Source organism: Streptomyces sp. L2 (assembly GCF_004124325.1).
GTDB lineage: Bacteria > Actinomycetota > Actinomycetes > Streptomycetales > Streptomycetaceae > Streptomyces.
The window spans coordinates 7,652,609-7,669,571 of record NZ_QBDT01000001.1; the positions used below are offsets into that span (position 1 = coordinate 7,652,609).

At 71.4% G+C, this 16,963-nt stretch carries 20 protein-coding genes; 11 read left to right on the top strand and 9 right to left on the bottom strand.

Annotated features, from left to right (window positions below; translation table 11 throughout):
- Positions 1–7: 7 nt before the first annotated feature.
- Together DBP14_RS34290 and DBP14_RS34295 are read right to left on the bottom strand one after the other, a co-directional pair.
- Positions 8–913 (bottom strand): SDR family NAD(P)-dependent oxidoreductase, encoded by a 906-nt coding sequence (locus DBP14_RS34290; protein WP_129311506.1) that lies wholly within the window; start codon positions 911–913, stop codon positions 8–10.
- A complete protein-coding gene (locus DBP14_RS34295) occupies positions 910–1,671 on the bottom strand; it encodes an SDR family oxidoreductase (protein WP_129311507.1) in 762 nt (253 codons plus the stop codon). The genes DBP14_RS34290 and DBP14_RS34295 overlap by 4 nt, the downstream gene beginning before the upstream one ends.
- 87 nt (positions 1,672–1,758) lie before the next feature.
- Between DBP14_RS34295 and DBP14_RS34300 the strand changes: the two genes are divergently transcribed.
- A complete protein-coding gene (locus DBP14_RS34300; RefSeq protein WP_129311508.1) occupies positions 1,759–2,622 on the top strand; it encodes a helix-turn-helix transcriptional regulator in 864 nt (287 codons plus the stop codon).
- Between the two features lie 21 nt (positions 2,623–2,643).
- On the opposite strand, the gene DBP14_RS34305 is transcribed toward DBP14_RS34300, so the two are convergent.
- Entirely contained in the window at positions 2,644–4,008 is a 1,365-nt protein-coding gene (locus tag DBP14_RS34305; RefSeq protein ID WP_129311509.1) for an alkaline phosphatase, read from the bottom strand.
- A gap of 392 nt (positions 4,009–4,400) precedes the next feature.
- On the opposite strand from DBP14_RS34305, the gene DBP14_RS36295 reads away from it, so the two are divergent.
- Together DBP14_RS36295 and DBP14_RS34310 are read left to right on the top strand one after the other, a co-directional pair.
- Positions 4,401–4,538: a hypothetical protein gene (locus DBP14_RS36295; protein ID WP_164992475.1), complete on the top strand. Its 138-nt coding sequence runs from the start codon at positions 4,401–4,403 to the stop codon at positions 4,536–4,538.
- Positions 4,539–4,719: 181 nt separating this feature from the next.
- A complete protein-coding gene (locus tag DBP14_RS34310) occupies positions 4,720–5,010 on the top strand; it encodes a hypothetical protein (RefSeq protein WP_129311510.1) in 291 nt (96 codons plus the stop codon).
- A gap of 309 nt (positions 5,011–5,319) precedes the next feature.
- Here DBP14_RS34310 and DBP14_RS34315 read toward each other — a convergent pair whose 3' ends face one another.
- The gene (locus DBP14_RS34315) at positions 5,320–5,613 is read right to left on the bottom strand and encodes a hypothetical protein (protein ID WP_129311511.1); all 294 of its coding nucleotides are present in this window, start codon (positions 5,611–5,613) and stop codon (positions 5,320–5,322) included.
- A 384-nt stretch (positions 5,614–5,997) separates the two neighbouring features.
- Between DBP14_RS34315 and DBP14_RS34320 the strand changes: the two genes are divergently transcribed.
- The 3 genes from DBP14_RS34320 to DBP14_RS34330 all read left to right on the top strand — a co-directional run bounded on the left by DBP14_RS34320 (position 5,998) and on the right by DBP14_RS34330 (position 7,907).
- Positions 5,998–6,903, top strand: coding sequence for a LysR family transcriptional regulator (locus DBP14_RS34320; protein WP_129311512.1), 906 nt, complete (start codon positions 5,998–6,000; stop codon positions 6,901–6,903).
- A 97-nt stretch (positions 6,904–7,000) separates the two neighbouring features.
- On the top strand, positions 7,001–7,564 hold the full coding sequence (locus DBP14_RS34325; protein WP_129311513.1) for a cysteine dioxygenase family protein: 564 nt from the start codon (positions 7,001–7,003) through the stop codon (positions 7,562–7,564).
- A gap of 109 nt (positions 7,565–7,673) precedes the next feature.
- Positions 7,674–7,907: a DUF5133 domain-containing protein gene (locus tag DBP14_RS34330; RefSeq protein ID WP_129311514.1), complete on the top strand. Its 234-nt coding sequence runs from the start codon at positions 7,674–7,676 to the stop codon at positions 7,905–7,907.
- A 70-nt stretch (positions 7,908–7,977) separates the two neighbouring features.
- Here the strand turns inward: DBP14_RS34330 and DBP14_RS34335 are convergent, their stop codons facing one another.
- Entirely contained in the window at positions 7,978–8,400 is a 423-nt protein-coding gene (locus tag DBP14_RS34335) for a hypothetical protein (RefSeq protein ID WP_129311515.1), read from the bottom strand.
- 268 nt (positions 8,401–8,668) lie between these two features.
- Between DBP14_RS34335 and DBP14_RS34340 the strand changes: the two genes are divergently transcribed.
- Positions 8,669–9,385 carry an SDR family oxidoreductase gene (locus DBP14_RS34340; RefSeq protein WP_129311516.1) on the top strand — a complete coding sequence of 239 codons (717 nt, stop codon included), beginning with the start codon at positions 8,669–8,671 and terminating at the stop codon, positions 9,383–9,385.
- A 25-nt stretch (positions 9,386–9,410) separates the two neighbouring features.
- Here the strand turns inward: DBP14_RS34340 and DBP14_RS34345 are convergent, their stop codons facing one another.
- Genes DBP14_RS34345 through DBP14_RS34355 form a run of 3 tightly spaced genes read right to left on the bottom strand, consistent with a single transcriptional unit; the run spans position 9,411 to position 10,736 of the window.
- Positions 9,411–9,788: a toxin Doc gene (locus DBP14_RS34345; RefSeq protein ID WP_129311517.1), complete on the bottom strand. Its 378-nt coding sequence runs from the start codon at positions 9,786–9,788 to the stop codon at positions 9,411–9,413.
- Entirely contained in the window at positions 9,788–10,027 is a 240-nt protein-coding gene (locus tag DBP14_RS34350; protein ID WP_164992476.1) for a hypothetical protein, read from the bottom strand. The genes DBP14_RS34345 and DBP14_RS34350 overlap by 1 nt, the downstream gene beginning before the upstream one ends.
- Positions 10,028–10,085: 58 nt before the next feature.
- The gene (locus tag DBP14_RS34355; RefSeq protein ID WP_129311518.1) at positions 10,086–10,736 is read right to left on the bottom strand and encodes a TetR/AcrR family transcriptional regulator C-terminal domain-containing protein; all 651 of its coding nucleotides are present in this window, start codon (positions 10,734–10,736) and stop codon (positions 10,086–10,088) included.
- Positions 10,737–10,807: 71 nt separating this feature from the next.
- On the opposite strand from DBP14_RS34355, the gene DBP14_RS34360 reads away from it, so the two are divergent.
- On the top strand, positions 10,808–12,199 hold the full coding sequence (locus DBP14_RS34360) for an FAD-dependent monooxygenase (protein ID WP_129311519.1): 1,392 nt from the start codon (positions 10,808–10,810) through the stop codon (positions 12,197–12,199).
- A 94-nt stretch (positions 12,200–12,293) separates the two neighbouring features.
- Here DBP14_RS34360 and DBP14_RS34365 read toward each other — a convergent pair whose 3' ends face one another.
- Complete coding sequence (locus DBP14_RS34365; protein ID WP_129311520.1) at positions 12,294–13,034, bottom strand: DUF4097 family beta strand repeat-containing protein; 741 nt, start codon at positions 13,032–13,034, stop codon at positions 12,294–12,296.
- Between the two features lie 202 nt (positions 13,035–13,236).
- Here DBP14_RS34365 and DBP14_RS34370 point away from each other — a divergent pair, with 202 nt between their 5' ends.
- The 3 genes from DBP14_RS34370 (at position 13,237) to DBP14_RS34380 (ending at position 16,908) form a co-directional block, all read left to right on the top strand.
- Entirely contained in the window at positions 13,237–13,638 is a 402-nt protein-coding gene (locus tag DBP14_RS34370; RefSeq protein ID WP_129311521.1) for an antibiotic biosynthesis monooxygenase, read from the top strand.
- Between the two features lie 151 nt (positions 13,639–13,789).
- Positions 13,790–14,530 carry an FAD binding domain-containing protein gene (locus tag DBP14_RS34375; RefSeq protein ID WP_129311522.1) on the top strand — a complete coding sequence of 247 codons (741 nt, stop codon included), beginning with the start codon at positions 13,790–13,792 and terminating at the stop codon, positions 14,528–14,530.
- Positions 14,531–14,805: 275 nt separating this feature from the next.
- Positions 14,806–16,908, top strand: coding sequence for a putative Ig domain-containing protein (locus tag DBP14_RS34380; RefSeq protein WP_129311523.1), 2,103 nt, complete (start codon positions 14,806–14,808; stop codon positions 16,906–16,908).
- Positions 16,909–16,963: the final 55 nt, after the last annotated feature.

Below are 16,963 nucleotides of genomic sequence, written 5' to 3' on the forward strand. Positions count from 1 at the left end.
TCTCCTGTCAGAGGGCGGCGTTCGCGGTGAGCAGTTCGCCGATGCCGACGCGGTGGAAGAACTCGGCGCGGACGCGGTCGTACACCGCGGAGACGACCTCGCTGCCGTCGCGGCTGGGGTCGACGTGGGTGCGCAACGGGCGCTCGCCGTGGGGGAGCGACACGACGCGGACGATCTCGTCGGCCACCTCGCCGACCTCGCGGCCGGGCGGGAAGATCCCGCTCAGCGTCTCGGCCATCGCGTCCCTGAGACTGCCGTACGGCTCGTCGTACTCGGCGGCACGCGACGTGTCGCCGGGCGCGCCCGCGTGGGCGAAGTGGTTGGTGCCGCTCGGGTAGGCGCCGGGGATGACGAGGCTGGTCTCGATGCCGAACTTGACCAGCTCGGCGGCGTAGCTCTCGGCGAGGGCGTCCATCGCGGCCTTGGCGGCGAAGTAGGGCCCCAGGAACGGCGGATGACCGCCGCGCGTCGACGAGGAGCCGACCCACAGCAGCAGCCCGCGCCCCTGGCGGCGCATGACCGGCACCACGGCGCGGTTCACACGCTGCGTCGACAGCACGTTGATGTCGTAGACGTCGGCGAGCTGATCGACGGTGAACGCCTCGGCGGGTCCGAGAACCATGTGACCGGCGTAGTGCACCACGACGTCGACCCGCCCCTGCTCGGTCAGGACGTGGTCGATCGCCTGGTCGACCGAGGCCTGGTCCTGGACGTCCATCTCGACGGCCGACAGCCGCACACCGTGCAACTCGGCGGCCTCGGCCAGCGCGGCCACGGCGGGTGCGTTGCGGCCCGCCGTCGCGCGCATCCCGGCGTACACGGTGTGACCGGCCCGCGCGAGGGCGCGCGCCGTGAGGTTCCCGAAGCCGCTGGAGGCGCCGGTGACGACCACGACGTACGGCTGCGAGGTCATGCGATGCCCCCGTTGGCGCGCAGTACCTGGCCGTTCACCCAGTGTCCCTCCGGGCCGGCGAGGAAGGCCACGACCCGGGCGATGTCCTCGGGCGTGCCCAGCCGCTCCAGCGGCGGAATCTTGGCGAGCCGGTCGATCTCGTCGTCGGACTTGCCCCGCAGGAACAGGTCCGTGGCCGTCGGCCCGGGCGCGACGGCGTTCACGGTGATGTCCCGGCCGCGCAGCTCGCGGGCGAGGATCAGCGTCATCGCCTCCACGGCGCCCTTGCTCGCCGCGTACGCGCCGTAGGTGGGGAACTGCAGGCCGACGACGGACGTCGAGAACGCCACGTACGAGCCGCCCGCGCGCAGCCGCCGCGCGGCCTGCTGGGCGGTGACGAAGGTGCCCCGGATGTTGGTGCGGTGCATGGCGTCCAGCTCCGCCAGGTCGAGGTCGGCGACGGTGGACAGCGCCATCCGGCCCGCCGCGTTGACGACGACGTCGACCCCGCCGAACTCCTCCTCGGCCCGGTCGAACAGCGCGGCGACGGCGTGCTCGTCCGCGACGTCGGCCTGGACCGCGATCGCCCGGCCGCCCCCGGCGGTGATCGTCTTCACGGTCTCCTCGGCGGCCGCCGTGCCGTGCGCGTAGTTCACGACGACGGCCAGGCCGTCCTGCGCGAGCCTCAGGCTGACGGCGCGGCCGATGCCGCGTGACCCGCCGGTGACGACGGCGACCCGCCGGCCCGGCTCCTGATTCGTGGATGATGTTGCGTTCATGTCCTCCACGATGAACCGTGCCCACCGGCGGAACCAGGGGATGTCATCCCCTGGGTCGGCGGCCCGGCCGAGCCCACAATGAGAACCATGGGTGCTGCGAAATACACCGAGCTGGGGGCCTTCCTGCGTTCACGGCGTGAACGCGTCAGGCCCGCCGACGTCGGCCTCCCCACCGGCCCGCGCCGCCGCGTCCCCGGGCTGCGCCGGGAGGAGGTCGCCCAGCTCGCCGGGGCGTCGGTGGACTACTACAACGAGCTGGAGCGCGGCGCCGGATCCCAGCCGTCCGAACAGATGATCGCCGCTCTGGCCCGGGCGCTGCGCCTGTCCGGCGACGAACGCGACCACCTCTTCCACCTGGCCGGCCGGCCGGTGCCCGTACAGGGCGGAGCCGCCTCGCACGTGCACCCCGGCATGCTGGACCTGCTCCACCGGCTCACCTCGACACCGGCGCAGGTCATCACCGACCTGCACGTCACCCTCGTACAGAATCCCCTGGCCGTGGCGCTGCTCGGCGACCAGTGCGGGTTCCGCGGGCCCCGGGCCAGCTTCGTGCACCGCTGGTTCACCGAGCCCGAGGCCCGGCAGCTGTACCCGGAGGCGGAGCACGAGACCCAGTCGCGGGCCTTCGTCGCCGATCTGCGCGCGGCCGTGGCCCGGCGGGACGCGACGGACACCGAGGCCCGGCCGATGATCCGCTCCCTGCTGGCGCTGTCCCCTGAGTTCGCGGCCCTGTGGGCCGACCACGAGGTGGCGTTCCGCCGGGACGACCGCAAGCGCATCGACCATCCCACGCTGGGCGTGATCGAGGTCAACTGCCTCAACCTGTTCAGCGAGGACGGCCGGCAGCGCCTGCTGTGGTTCACCCCGGCGGTCGGCACGGACAGCGCGGCCCTGCTGGAGCTGCTCGCGGTCGTGGGCACGCAGGAGATCGCCGGCCCGGCACCGCACTGAGCGGGCAGGGGCCGTCGTGCTTCAGCGCAGGCGCAGCGCCTCGCGGATCGTGGTGAACAGGTCGGTCTGGTCGGTGACGCCGAGGACGCGGTACGCCAGCGGGCCCTGCGCGGCGATGCGCACCTCTGTGCCGGTGTGCTCCTGGGACTGGCCCGGGGTGTTGGTCGAGTAGTTGACCTTCAGCTGCTGTCCCTCGTCGGTGACGAGCGTGGAGGACAGGCCGGGCGGGGTCGCTTCCAGCGGGACGATCTGGCTGGTGTGACCGTGGTCGGCGGTGGTGACGACGAGGGTGTCGGGGTGCTTGGCCGCGTAGGCGCGGGCCACCTTCACCGCGCGGTCGAAGGCCGCCGTCTCGCCGATCTGGCCGCACGGGTCGGCGGCGTGGTCCTGCTTGTCGATCGACGCGCCCTCGATCTGCAGGAAGAAGCCCTGCCGGGAGTGGTGCCGCCGCTGCTTGGCCTCCAGCAGCTGGATGGCCTTGGCCGCGGAGTCCGCGAGGCTCGGTGTCGTCGAGGGACGGTTCGGGTTGGAGGTGACGCAGCGCTGCGGGGCGGTGCCGCCGGTCGCGGCCGGCTTGCCGGTCCACTCGACGGGCACGTTGCCCGGGGCGAACAGGCCCAGTACGGGCTTGCCCGGCTCGGCGGCCTTCATCCCGGCGTCGTCGGTGACGACCTGGTAGCCGAGCGAGCGGGCCTGCTCGGTGACGGTACGGCCCTTGAACCGGCCGTCGGTGACCCGCTGGTCGAAGCGCTGCTTGCCGCCGCCGAACAGGACGTCGACCTTGTGGTTGACGGACTGCTCGGCGACGGAGCCGGGGCCGCCGCTCGCGAGCGTGTCGGAGGGGCACTTGGCCATGTCGGCCGGGCCCTGGCAGGAACGGTCGGTGACGTGCGAGGCGAGCACCGCCGGGGTGGCGTCGGTCAGTTCGGCGGTGGTGACGCTGCCGGTGGCGTACCCGTTCCGCTGGGCCAGCTCCAGCAGGGTGCGCACGGGCTTGTCGCTGCCGGGGGTCTTGGAGATGCGGCCGTTGACCGTCTTCACGCCGGTGGCCCAACCAGTGCCGCTGGCGGCGGAGTCGGTGACGTAGTCCGGGGTGCCGTCGGCGTGGACCGCGTAGGTCGTGTACTCGCCGGTGAGCGGGAAACGGTCCATGTCCAGACGGCCGTTGGCGCCGACCGTGTAGTCCCGGGCGAGCGTGATCTCCGAGTCGCCCATGCCGTCCCCGATGAGCAGGATGACGTTCTTGGCCTTCCCGCCCCGGATCGCACCGGCCGCCTGCTGACGGCCGTCGAAGGCACCGGCCGCGCTGGTGACGGCCACGACGGCAGCGGTGGCGGCGACCACGGCGACGGCCGGCGTGAGACGACGACGGGCGGACCGGGGCACAGAGCGAGGCCGGGGCACAGACCGGTTCCGGGACGTGGATCGGGGCATGACTACGACTCCTTGTGACGCGACGAGCGAACTGCGGTTCCAACGGCAGCCACGTCACCAGCCGCACACGAAGCCGAGGTGAACCGACGACCGCCCAGCGGCATCCAGCACGTGACACACCGGACGCGGGTCGGTCAACTCGTGTCCGAGACAGGGAACTTCGTCGTCAGAACCACCCTCGCGCTGTGGATCGGCACCCGTGGTGCTGGCCGGGCCACCCGCCTGGGTGTTCGTCGACCGCTGGGACCGGCGGCGCACCGTGATGGGTGCCGACCTGGTGCTCCGTGTTGACGGCGCACTCACCGCTGCGGCCTTCCTGTCGTCCGGGGACCCTGCCCGGCGGCGTGGTGCTCGGCACGGTGTACACCACGGGGATTTCGGCCACCGGCGCCGCGCAGTTCTTCAATCCGGCCCGGTTCTCCCTGATCGACGAGCTGGTCGAACCCGCGGAGCGCGCGCACGGGATGGGCCAAGCCACGTAGGCCATCGCCACCATCGCGGTCCGCCGCTGGCCGCGCCGCTGCTGCTCGCGGTCGTGGGTCCGCTGGGCGCTGCTGCTCAACGCGCTCTCGTTCCTAGTTTCGTTCGCAGCCGATCCAGGAATTGGCCGCGCCGACGGAAAATGGGCGGAGTTTTGTGGCGAGCGCGTTGGCAGGGCGGGGCGTGGCGGGCGAGTTCAACGCCGGGCTGCTGCTCGGGACGCGCAGCCGGATGGTCGTCGCGCTGCTGGTGAGCGTCGGGCTGGCCACTGTCGGCGCGGATGCGCTGAACTCGCTCAACGTCTTCTTCGTGACGCAGAACCTCGACGCCGCGTCCTGCAAGTACGGCACGCTGGAGATGGCCCTGGGCAACGGCTTGGTCGGCCGGCACGGTGCTGCACGGGCAGTCCACCGAGGTGGCCGGAGTGCACGTTCGGCCCGATCGACTCCAGTTTCACGGTGGTCGGCCTGCTGATGACGGCGGGCGGCGGGCAGGCGGCCCTCGCGCTACGGTGAGCCCGGGCAGCCGTGGCCCTGACGGTGGACGAGGCGAACCGGGCAGAAGACGAGACGGGTACGACGGCGTCGTGACGGCCGAGGCACGTCGAGTCAGGGGGCGGAGAGGCCTCTGCCGGGACGACGCTGGCGTCGAGCACTTACGTTGCGGCGGCGGGCCGGGCGGCTCCGTTGAGTCAAGCGCCACGGCATCGCGCTTTTGAAGACTGTCCGATGGCGGTGACCTGCTGCCCATTGCCTCGAAGTACAGGACAACGCTTGGCCGGGGTCACATTTCAGGCGTTGGGTCACACTTCAGGATGCACTCGCCATGCCACCATCCACAGCAATCGGTGGCGCTGCGCGTGGGGTCCCGGTCGACGTACGCTGTGACGATGCGGCCGTCTTCGACGCGGGAGACGCCTTCCTGCTTCCTGAAGTCGATCTTCAGAATGTCGAGTTCCATGGTCATGCACTTGATCGCGTACTTGTCGGCTGCTTCGGGGTACAGCTCGAAGAGCTTGTTCAGTGCGTCGAAGAACTCGGGGTCGCTTTGCGGCCCACAGGCGGGTTCGTTGATCATGGCCAGCTCCACAGTGATGAGTGCGCCAAGTCCCCCAGTGAGTGCGTTGCAGTGCTCGAATGTCATCGTCTCGCGAGGGCCGGGCCGATGCCACTCGGGCCAGGCCCGCGGCCGGCCGGCTCTCGTCGGAGATACATGCACCGGTCCAGCACATCAGCAGGTCCTGAAGAGCGTCGAGGACCCGGTGTCGGCGTACACGTTAACGTGGCCCGGAAGATTTCCGTGAAGCGGCGAATCAGCCCAGATCGAGTCCTATAGGGCTACCTGCCCGCCAACTTGAGTGCACAGCACCACAGATCCAGTACCCGCGGGGCCGATCCAGCGCTCGGTCACATCCGTGCCACACCCCGGACCGCACTCCAACTTCTGCTTATGATTCGACGCGTGTTCGATTCACGGCACATCAAGACGTTTCACGCGGTGGTCACCGCCGGCACCTACTCCGGGGCCGCCACCGCGCTCGGCTACACGCAGCCGGCCGTGACGCAGCAGATGAAGGCGCTGGAACGGATGGTGGGCAGCCCGCTGTTCGTCCGGGTCGGGCGGCGGATGCGGCTGACGGAGGCCGGCGAGACACTGGCCCGGCACGCCGAGGCCATCCTCGGCAGTCTGTCCGTCGCCGAGGAACAGGTCACCGCGATCACCAGACTGCGCGCCGGCCGGGTCAGGGTGTGCGGCTTCCCCAGTGCCAACGCCACCCTCGTCCCCGAGACCCTCGCCCAACTCGCCGCCGAACACCCCGGGATAGCGGTGAGCCTGCTCGACGACGAACCGCCCGACTCCCTACGGCGCCTGGCGCGCGGCGAGTGCGACGTCACCCTCGCCTTCACCTACCCCGGCCCGCCCGAACCCGTGCCGGACGACGTGGTCGAGATCCCCCTCCTGGAGGACCAGCTCACCGTCCTGATGCCGGTCGGCCACCCCCAGGCCCGGCGGCGCGCCGTACGCCTCGCCGACTTCACCGAGGAACGCTGGATCGCCGGCTGCGCCCGCTGCCGTACCCACTTCCTGCACGAGTGCGCCGAGTTGGGCTTCGCGCCCGACATCGCCTACGCCACCGACGACGGCCTGGTCATGCAGTCCCTGGTCGCCGAAGGGCTGGGCGTCGCCATGGTGCCCGGGCTCGTGCTGTCCTTCCTCCGGCTCGACCGCGTCGCCGGCCGCGCCCTGCAGCCGGCCGCGCGCCGCCGCGTCTCGGCGTACGTGCTGCGTGAGCACCTGCGGGTCCCGGCCACCGCACTGGTCGTCGACACCATCAAGGCCGTCGCCGAACGCCGCGTCGGCTGCTGACGCACCCCGCCCACCAGCCCATATATAAGCGGAGGTTGGGGCACTGCGAAGCAACTGTCGTTGGACGTACGGCCGTTGCCCGCCGGACGCTGCCGTCATGACCACTTCCACGCCCACCGAGCGCGCCGAGGTCACCGCCCGTCTCGGCCGTTTCGTCGACGAGATGAAGCGGATCGTCCGGCGCGGTCTGCCACCCGAGCGCACGGCCCGCACGGTCGCCGAGTGTCTCGCACCGCACCTGGGCGCCGACGACCTGCTCACGGCCCGGCAGTGCGAAAGCGACCCCACGCACTACCGCCAGCACGTCCTGCACGCCGAGGACGACGGCAGCTTCTCGATCGTCGCCCTGGTGTGGCTGCCGGGCCAGCGCACCTCGATCCACGACCACGTCTCCTGGTGCGTCACCGGCGTCCACACCGGCCGCGAGCACGAACGCCGCTACGAACTGCTCCCCGGCGCCGACTCCTCCCGCCTCATCGCCACCCGGGAAGTCGTCAACGAACAGGGCAGCGTCTGCGGCTTCGCCCCTCCCGGCGACATCCACCGCGTATGGAACGGGGGCGACAGCAAGGCGATCTCCCTGCACGTCTACGGCGCCGACATCACCCGCCTGGGCTCCAGCGTCCGGCGGATCTACGACCCCCCGGCCGGGGAGCGCTGAACGAGGCGTCCGCCCCCGCCCGTGGCACCTGGGGCATGCGGGGCGGTTATCCGGGTAATCGGGCCTCGGCCGGCCAGGGACGAGTGGCCGCCCGGAAGGAGTGCTCCAGATGTTGATGGCCCACCCCGCGGTGCTGCGGGATCTGATCGACCAGTACGAAGCCCTCGCGGCCCTGCAGGCCTCGGAGGCGGGCAGCGCGCAGGTACGGCAGCGGATGCAGGACGTCGCCTACACCCTGTGCGTGTCGACGGGGACCGGTGACATCGACGCGGCGCTGATAGCGGCCCGCCACCGGTTGCCCGGCGCCCGTCCCCAGGACGACTCGGTCCTCACCGGCAGCTGACCCCTCCGCCGGCCACGGTCGCCTTCCACCGCACCCCGGCACTGCCGCGCGGCGGAAGGCGACTCGCGGTTCAGCGGACCGTCACGTCGAACACCGGAGAGTCAGTACGGCCGTTGACCATGCGCAGCTCGTTCTTGCCCTTCAGCCCGAGCTTGACGCGCAGCGAGTACGAACCCGTGCGCGAGACGGGCGTGGACGCGGGCAGGCTGACCCACTTGCCGTGCTGCTTCTGCTGAAGGGTCACCTTGCTGCCCGCCTTGATGCCGGTGGTCTTGCCCGTGACCCGGAACTCCTGCCAGGCACGCACCGAGGTCACCGACGGCTTGGCCGTGATGCCGGCCTTCACCGCCTGCGCGTGCTGCGCGACGGCGACGGGAGCCGCGCTCTGCGTCGCCGGGGCGTCGGCCATGGCCGTACCCGCCAGGGCGAGGGAGGCGGTACCGAGAACACCGACGACGGCCACGCGCAGGGAACGCCGCTTCGAGATCATCATTGATATGACCCTTTCCGTGATGTAGAGGCATTGGTGCCGAAAAAGCGCTACATGCCGGTTGATGCAGCCACCAGAAATGACGACACCCCAGCACCAGGCGTTCACCGACGCTCTGTCCGGGTCTTGTAACAACGAGCCACAGACGAGCCGTTGGCGGCACGGCAGCACGGCCGGCCGCCCCCCTCAGGCCGTCCGACGGCGGCCCGCCCGCTCAGCCTGGTACAACCTCACCCTGGCGAGGGGCCCCTCCGCGGGGGACCGTGGGGGCATGAACGATCACACTGCTCTGGTGACCGGTGCCAACAAGGGCATCGGCAAGCACATCGCACGGTTGCTCGTCGCCGAGGGCTTCACCGTGTACGTCGGCTCGCGTGACGCCGGGCGGGGGCGGCGGGCCGCCGAGGAGATCGGGGACGGGGCCCGGCCGCTGGTCCTTGAAGTGACGGATCCCGAGGGGATCGCGCGGGCCGCGGCCGGGGTGGACCGTCTGGATGTGCTGGTCAACAACGCCGGCATCTCCCCGTCGCTCGCGCTGCCCGAAAACACCGGGGTCGAGGAGTTCCGGCGGACGTACGAGACCAACGTGTTCGGGGTGGCGGCGGTGACCAACGCCTTCCTGCCCGCCCTGCGCCGCTCCCCGCGCCCGCCCATCGTGAACGTCTCCAGCGGCACGGCGTCGCTGACCTGGAGCACGCACCCCAACCCGCAGTTCGCCCCGGGGAGCGGGGGCGCGGCCGCCTACCGGTCGTCCAAGGCCGCCCTGAACGCCCTCACCGTCCTCTACGGGCAGACGCTCGCCGCCGACGGCTTCAAGGTCAACGCGCTCGCCCCCGGGCTGCGGGCCACCGACCTCAACGACCGGGCGGCCACCCAGGGCGGCGATCCGGCCGAGGCCGCGCGGGGTGCCGTACGGCTGGCCCTGCTGCCGGACGACGGTGCCACGGGGGGCTTCTTCTCCTGGGACGGCACCCCCGTGCCCTGGTGACCACGTGCCCCGGGGGCTCGCGCTCTCAGATCCGCCAGGCGCGCAGGGCCTCGGCCACGGCGTAGACGCTCAGGCGGGTGTCCCGGACCTTGCGGACCAGGTCGGACAGGCCGCCGTAGGGCGGGTCGACGCCCTCGCCGGACTGGTCCATGTACTGGGCGGCGACGAACGCGGCGAACAGGCTGTTGCGGTGCGGCAGCGGCTCCAGCCGCACGATCGTGTGCAGCAGCGCGGCCGCGCGCCATGCGGCGTCCGGGTCGGACGCCTCCAGGGTCGGCATCCGGGTCCGGTGCCGTGCCACGGCCGCCACCAGTGCGGAGTAGTCGGTCACCGTGACGTCTTTGTGCCCGAGGGCGGCCTCCTGGACGTCGAGCAGCCAGGAGACGTCGATGTGCAGGACCATCAGGCGGCCGCGGCCCCGTGGCCGCGCCCGGCGGGCGGCACCTCGTCGGGGAACGCTTCGTCGAACTCGCCCCGGAGCCGGTCGGCCCAGGCGGTGGCACCCGCGACGAAGCGCTTGCGGTGCATCTCGCGCACGCCGAGATCATGGAGGTAGGCCTTCAGGCTCTTGCCCTCCGCGGCGGCGGCGGCCCGGACACCCTCCATCTCCTCCTCGGAGAAGGACACGTTCAGTGATGGCATACGGCGATGGTACCTAGTTGGTGCCAAGCGGGGAAGCCCTGCCTGGACAAGGGTCCCGTCAGTCGATGCCGTACCGCGCCGCGATCCCCGCCAGCACGAGCGCCAGCCCCTCCTCGAACTGGCGGTCGTAGTCGTCGAAGAGGAGCTCGCCGACCGCCGCGGCGAGCGGGAACTCGGCCAGCAGGCGGGCGCGTTCGCCGATGTCGAGGTCCTGGCGTGCCTCCCCCCGGAAGGGCCGCATGCCCTGCTCCTCGATGACGAACCCGAGGGTGAAGGCGTTCGCCGTGCGGCCCGCGTCGGTGGCCTGGGCGAGGGTGAATCCGGCGCCCGTCAGCAGCCGCAGGTTGGCCTCCAGGGCGGGGGCGTGGGCGGTGCCGGTGAAGCGGGTGCCGCTGAAGACCCTGGCGCCGTCGCGGTAGCCGAGCAGGGCGGTGCGCAGGCCCCGGTTGGTCTTCAGCAGCCGTTCCTGCCAGGTGTCGGCGGGGTCGAATGCGACGCCGGCGGCCATCCGCCGGTACATCTGCGTCGCCATCTCGTCCAGCAGTGCCTGCTTGTCCTTGAAGTGCCAGTACAGCGCGGGTGCCTTGACGTCCAGCTCGCGGGCGATGACGCGCAGCGACAGCCCGTCCAGACCGACCTCGTTCAGCAGCCGCAGCGCGGTGTCCGCCACCCGCTCGCGGTCGAGGGGGGCGCGTCGTTCCGTACTCACGCTTGACAGCTTAACAGTGATAAGGGCAGGCTCGGAGGCGGCAGAACTTAACTGCGTTAAGGAGAGAAGTGATGGATGTCCTGATCGTGGGCGCGGGCCCGACGGGCCTGGCGCTGGGGATCGACCTCGCGCGGCGCGGAGTGGAGGCGCTGGTCGTCGAGCGGGCCGACCGGCTGTTCCCCGGCTCGCGCGGCAAGGGCCTCCAGCCGCGCACCCAGGAGGTCTTCCACGACCTCGGCGTACTGGAGGCGATCCGCGCGGCGGGCGGCCCCTATCCGGCACAGATGATCTGGAAGGAGGGCGAACGGGTCGGCGAACAGCAGATGTTCGAGAAGTTCGAGCCGGACGAGGGCACGCCCTGGACCGAGCCGTGGATGGTCGCGCAGTGGCGCACCCAGGAGGTGCTGCACGCGCGTCTCACCGAGCTGGGCGGGCAGGTCGCCTTCGGTTGCGAGGTGGTGGCCGTCGACCAGGACGCATCCGGAGTCACCGCGCGCCTCGGCGACGGTACGACCCTCCGTGCGCGCTGTCTCGTCGCGGCCGACGGGGGACGCTCGGTGATCCGCGAAGCGCTCGGCGTCGCCATGAGCGGGGACACCGTCGACCCCGCCCCGAACCTGGTCGCGGACATCCGGCTGCGGGGCCTGGACCGGGACCACTGGCACATGTTCCCCCGCGACGACGGCAGCGGCGTCGCCCTGTGCCCGCTGGCCGGCACCGACGACTTCCAGCTGCAGGCCCGGCACGCCGGCGGCACCACACCCGACCTGTCCCTGGAGGGCATCCGCGCACTGGTCGCCACGTACACCCACCTGGGCGCCGAGGCCGTCACGGGACTGCGCTGGGCCTCCGACTTCCGTCCGCGCACCGGCCTGGCCGACCGGTTCCGGGCGGGCCGCGTCTTCCTCGCGGGCGACGCCGCGCACATCCACTCACCGGCCGGCGGACAGGGCCTGAACACCAGCGTCCAGGACGCCTACAACCTGGGCTGGAAGCTGGGCGCGGTCCTGCGGGGCGCGGCGCCCGAGTCCCTGCTCGACACGTACGAGGAGGAACGGCGGGCGGTCGCCGCGGAGATGCTGGACCTGTCGACGGCCGTGCACCGCGGCGAGGTCCGGCGCGGCAGAGCCACGGTCCAACTGGGCCTGGAGTACCGCGCGTCGTCCCTGAGCCAGGAGACCCGCGCCCACCCGGGCGAGGTACGGGCGGGGGACCGGGCACCCGACGGCACGGTGGACGGCGTACGCCTCTTCGATGCCTTCCGCGGCCCGCACTGGACCCTGCTGGGCGCCACCGCACCGCGCGCCGCCTCCGGCCTCCGTTCCCTGCCGGCCGCCCCCGCGTCGTACGGTCCCGGCCTCTTCCTGATCCGTCCCGACGGCTACGTCGGCTGGGCGGGCGACACGACCGAGGGTCTCGCGGAGTACGCCACCCGCAGGGGCGCCTTCGCGCCGACGGCCTGAGCAGTCAGTCCCGGAAGCCGGCTCGGAGTTCCGGTTCCCCAGCCTGGCGGCCCGTCGGCCCGTCGCCCCGTCAGCCCGGCTCCCCCTCAGCCTGTCAGCCCTTCGCCGGCCGTACGGTCAGGTCGCCGTTCGTCGTCGACAGATCCAGGCGGTAGCGGCCCGACGGATCGTCCTTGACCGACACCTTCTTGTCGCCGTGGGTGCTGTGCGCCGAGACCCGGTAGGCGGCGGGCGGGACGGTGACCTTGAGGTTCCCGCTGGACGTACGGGCCGTGACGTTCTGCGGGGTGGCCGTCCGGATCGTCACCTCGCCGTTCGACGTCTGCGCGTCGACTCCGCCGCCCCTGGCGCCCTCGACGTGGACGCCCCCGTTGGACGTGCGCAGCCGCACCGGCCCGGCCGCGCCGGTCACCCTGATCTCGCCGTTGCTCGTGTGCACGTCGACCTTGCCGACGCCGCTCAGCGCCAGCTCCCCGTTGGACGTGCCTCCCGTCACCGCCAGGCCGGCGGGCGCCTTGACGACGTAGTCGACGCCGCAGTTCCTGCCGCACCCGGAGAGGACCAGGACACCGTCCTCGACGTGGAACGACGTGCCGTCCGGCTTGTCGCCGTGATAATTGACCTTGCGGTGCACGGAGACGGCCGGGGTGTCCGCCGAGGCGTCCACTTCCACCCCGCCGTTCCGGCTGTCGAGCCGGATCGAGGTGATCTTCTGGGACAGCTTGGCGTCGTCCTCCAGCGTCTTCTGGTCGAGGACCGAGCACGCCGTCGTCCCGGCGAGGGTGAGGGCGGCCAGAGCCACTGCCTCGACGACGCGTGCCTGCGCGCGCTGCATGAGATTCCCCCTGTGAAGGTGAAGCGAGCCGAACCGCCGACGACGGCATCGGTGACGGTTCGGGTGATCGGTCCGTCGATCAGTGCGCCGATCGGTCACCCATGACCCTACGCAGTCACCGGCGCCGTCCACGATGGGGATAACCCCCGATCATGAACGCCTGTTGGTTGGATGGCGGGGCGCCCCGCACTACGGTGACGTCATGAGCGATCATCCGGAAGCGCCTGTCGCGTCCGTCGTGCCTGCCGCGCCCGTCGAGGCCTTCGAACCCCCCTACTACGTCGCCGTCTTCACGTCGGTGCGAACCGAGGAGCAGGGCGGATACGGCGAAACCAGCGCGCGTATGGAGGAGTTGGTGAAGGACGTCCCCGGGTACCTGGGGATGGATCACGCGCGGACTCCCGGCGGGCTGTCCATCACCGTCGGGTACTTCCGCGACGCCGAGGCGCTCACCCGGTGGCGCGGCAACGCCGAGCACCGTGCGGCACAGAAGCGCGGGCGCGCCGAGTGGTACGAGAGGTACACCCTGCACATCGCGAAGGTGGAGCGGAGTCACGGATTCACGCGCGGGGAGGGCGACCCGCAGGGGACGACAGCGGGCTGAGACCGCCGACATCCGACAGCCGGTTGCGGGCCGTGCCCCGCCGCGCCCTCGCCGCGTGCTGGTGTGAGCCCTGTACGCGCCCCCGCGCCGGCGAGAAGACTCCCCTGACTGACGACCTTGTCCGTGTCCGTGGAGGGGAAGGTGGGGCGCCGTGCTGGTGCGTCTGCCCACGTCGGTGTCCGAGGCGCGGGAGTGCCTGGCCGAGGGAGCGGTGCCGGTCGGCGGGGCGACCCTCGTCTGGGCGACCTGGCAGCACGAGGGGTTCCCCGAACTGGCCGTATCCCTCCGCGAGTTGCCGGAAGCCAACGTGCTGGGGCGGGAGACCGTCGGCGGTGCGGTCGTCCTGCGGCGGATCGACGGACGGGTGCCGGACGTGCTGCGCCTGGCCGCCGCCTCCGTCGGCACCGGAGCCGTACGGCGCACCGCCACCGTCGGCGGCAACCTCGTCGGCAGCACCCTGCGCTGCCTCCTGCCCGCGGCGCTCGTGCTGGACGCGCGGGCGACGGTGCTGGAACCCGACGGCGTCCGGGAGACGGACCTGGCCGAACTGGTGGCCAAACGGCCCGTGTTGCTCAGCCTGCGCTGGCGCACGCCGCTCACCTGCGCGTACCGCAAACTGCCCGGCGCGGTCGGCGGGCCCCCACCGCTCGTGGTCGCGTCCGCCCTGCATGCCGAAGGCGACGGCAACGGGCCGCTCCTGCGGATCGCCGTCCGCCACGGCTACGACGTCCTCGGCGCCGCCGTCTCGTACGGCACCGGCACCGGCACAGTCACCGGCACTGACGAGACGCTGCACGCCCTGCGCTCGACCGACCTCGCCGGACTTCCGGCCGCCGCATGGGCCGTGGTCGACTCACAGATCGCGGCGCTGACTCCTGAGGCGATGGACTGACACGACGAGCTGACGCAGCATCAGGCCAGCGCGCCCGGTCCGTCACGGGGAGGCCAATCCCGTCCCACGGAGAGGCAAAGAACTCTGCCTGAGTCTGGCGCGGGCCAGGGCGGCGGGGAGTACGTTCACACTGCATCCTGTCATGTCACGTTCACGCTACGTGTCAGGGCCGGGTGATGCTGTGCTCATGACGTGCGCGGTTCCACCGCCGCTACGCGCTTGTCACGGGCTGCCCTTCCAGTTGAGGATCCCCACTTCCATGGAGGCAGTACCCCATGCGTGAGTCACGCTCGAGCGGGCGCAGACCGAGTCTGCGCAGACTCGTCGCCGTCGCTGTCCCGGCCCTCGGCCTCACCGTCGCCGGCCTCGCCGCGGCACCGATAGCCGGCGCCATACCGGCCGCGGCACACACCGCCGCACAGAACGCAGCACACACCTCCGCGCACCACGCCACACCCGCGACGCAGAACGCCAAGGCCCTGACCGACCCGCAGCGCCAGGTGTTCCGCTCCACCGGCAAGGCCGGCCAGAAGGTGCCCACCCAGCACCTGTGCGCCACCGCCGGGCCGGGCCAGGCCTCCTGCTTCGCGCAGCGCCGCACGGACATCAAGCAGCGCCTGGCCTCGGCGCTCGCCGCCGCCGCTCCCTCCGGTCTGTCCCCGGCGAACCTGCACGACGCCTACAAGCTGCCCTCCACCGGCGGTTCGGGCATGACGGTGGGCATCGTCGACGCCTACAACGACCCCAACGCCGAGTCGGACCTGGCCACATACCGCTCCCAGTTCGGCCTGTCCGCCTGCACCAAGGCCAACGGCTGCTTCAAGCAGGTCAGCGAGACCGGCTCCACCACCAACCTGCCGACGAACGACTCGGGTTGGGCGGGGGAGGAGGCGCTCGACATCGACATGGTCAGCGCCGTGTGCCCGAACTGCCACATCATCCTGGTCGAGGCCGACCAGCCCAGCATGGAAGACCTGGGCGCCGCCGAGAACGAGGCCGTCGCGCTCGGCGCCAAGTTCGTCTCCAACAGCTGGGGCGGCGGCGAGGACTCCACCCAGACCTCCAGCGACGCCTCCTACTTCGACCACCCGGGCGTCGCGATCACCGTGTCCTCCGGTGACTCCGCCTACGGCGCCGAGTACCCGGCCACCTCCCAGTACGTGACCGCCGTCGGCGGCACCGCGCTGAACCAGTCCTCCAACTCGCGCGGCTGGTCGGAGTCGGTGTGGAAGACCAACTCCTCCGAGGGCACCGGCTCCGGCTGCTCCGCGTACGACCCGAAGCCGAGCTGGCAGACGGACACGGGCTGCTCCAAGCGCATGGAGGCCGACGTCTCCGCGGTCGCCGACCCGGCCACCGGTGTGGCGGTCTACGACACCTACGGCGGCTCCGGCTGGGCGGTCTACGGCGGGACGAGTGCCTCTTCCCCCATCATGGCCGGTGTCTACGCCCTCGCGGGCACCCCGGGCAGCAGCGACTACCCGGCGAAGTACCCCTACGCCCACACCAGCAACCTGTTCGACGTGACGAGCGGCAACAACGGCTCCTGCTCCCCGTCGTACTTCTGCACCGCCGGTACCGGCTACGACGGCCCGACCGGCTGGGGCACCCCGAACGGCACCGCCGCCTTCACCGCCGGCACCAGCAGCGGCAACACGGTGAGCGTCACCAACCCCGGCAACCAGTCCACGACCACCGGTGACTCGGTCAGCCTGCAGATCCACGCGAGCGACAGCGCGGGCGCGGCCCTGACCTACAGCGCCAGCGGTCTGCCGACCGGCCTGTCCATCAACAGCTCCACCGGCCTGATCTCCGGCACCGCCTCCACCGCCGGCACCTACCAGGTCACCGTCACCGCGAAGGACTCCACCGGCGCGACCGGCGCGACCTCCTTCACCTGGACCGTCGGCACCTCCGGTGGCGGCTGCTCCTCGGCCCAGCTGCTGAAGAACCAGGGCTTCGAGTCGGGCAGCACCGGCTGGACGGCGACGAGCGGTGTCATCACCACCGACTCCGGTGAGGCCGCGCACAGCGGGTCGTACAAGGCCTGGCTCGACGGTTACGGCCGCTCGCACACCGACAGCGTGTCCCAGTCGGTGACCATCCCGGCCGGCTGCACGGCCAAGCTCACCTTCTACCTGCACATCGACAGCTCCGAGTACACCTCCAGCACGGCGTACGACAAGCTGACGGTGACCGCGGGCTCGAAGACCCTGGCGACGTACTCGAACCTGAACGCCGCCTCGGGCTACAGCCAGAAGTCCTTCGACCTGTCCTCGCTGGCGGGCCAGACCGTCACGCTGAAGTTCAACGGCGTCGAGGACGTCTCGCTCCAGACCAGCTTCGTCGTGGACGACACCGCCCTGACGATCAGCTGACACCCGGCACACGCCGGTCCCCGGCGCACGCTGAACCCTGACACACACGAGGTCC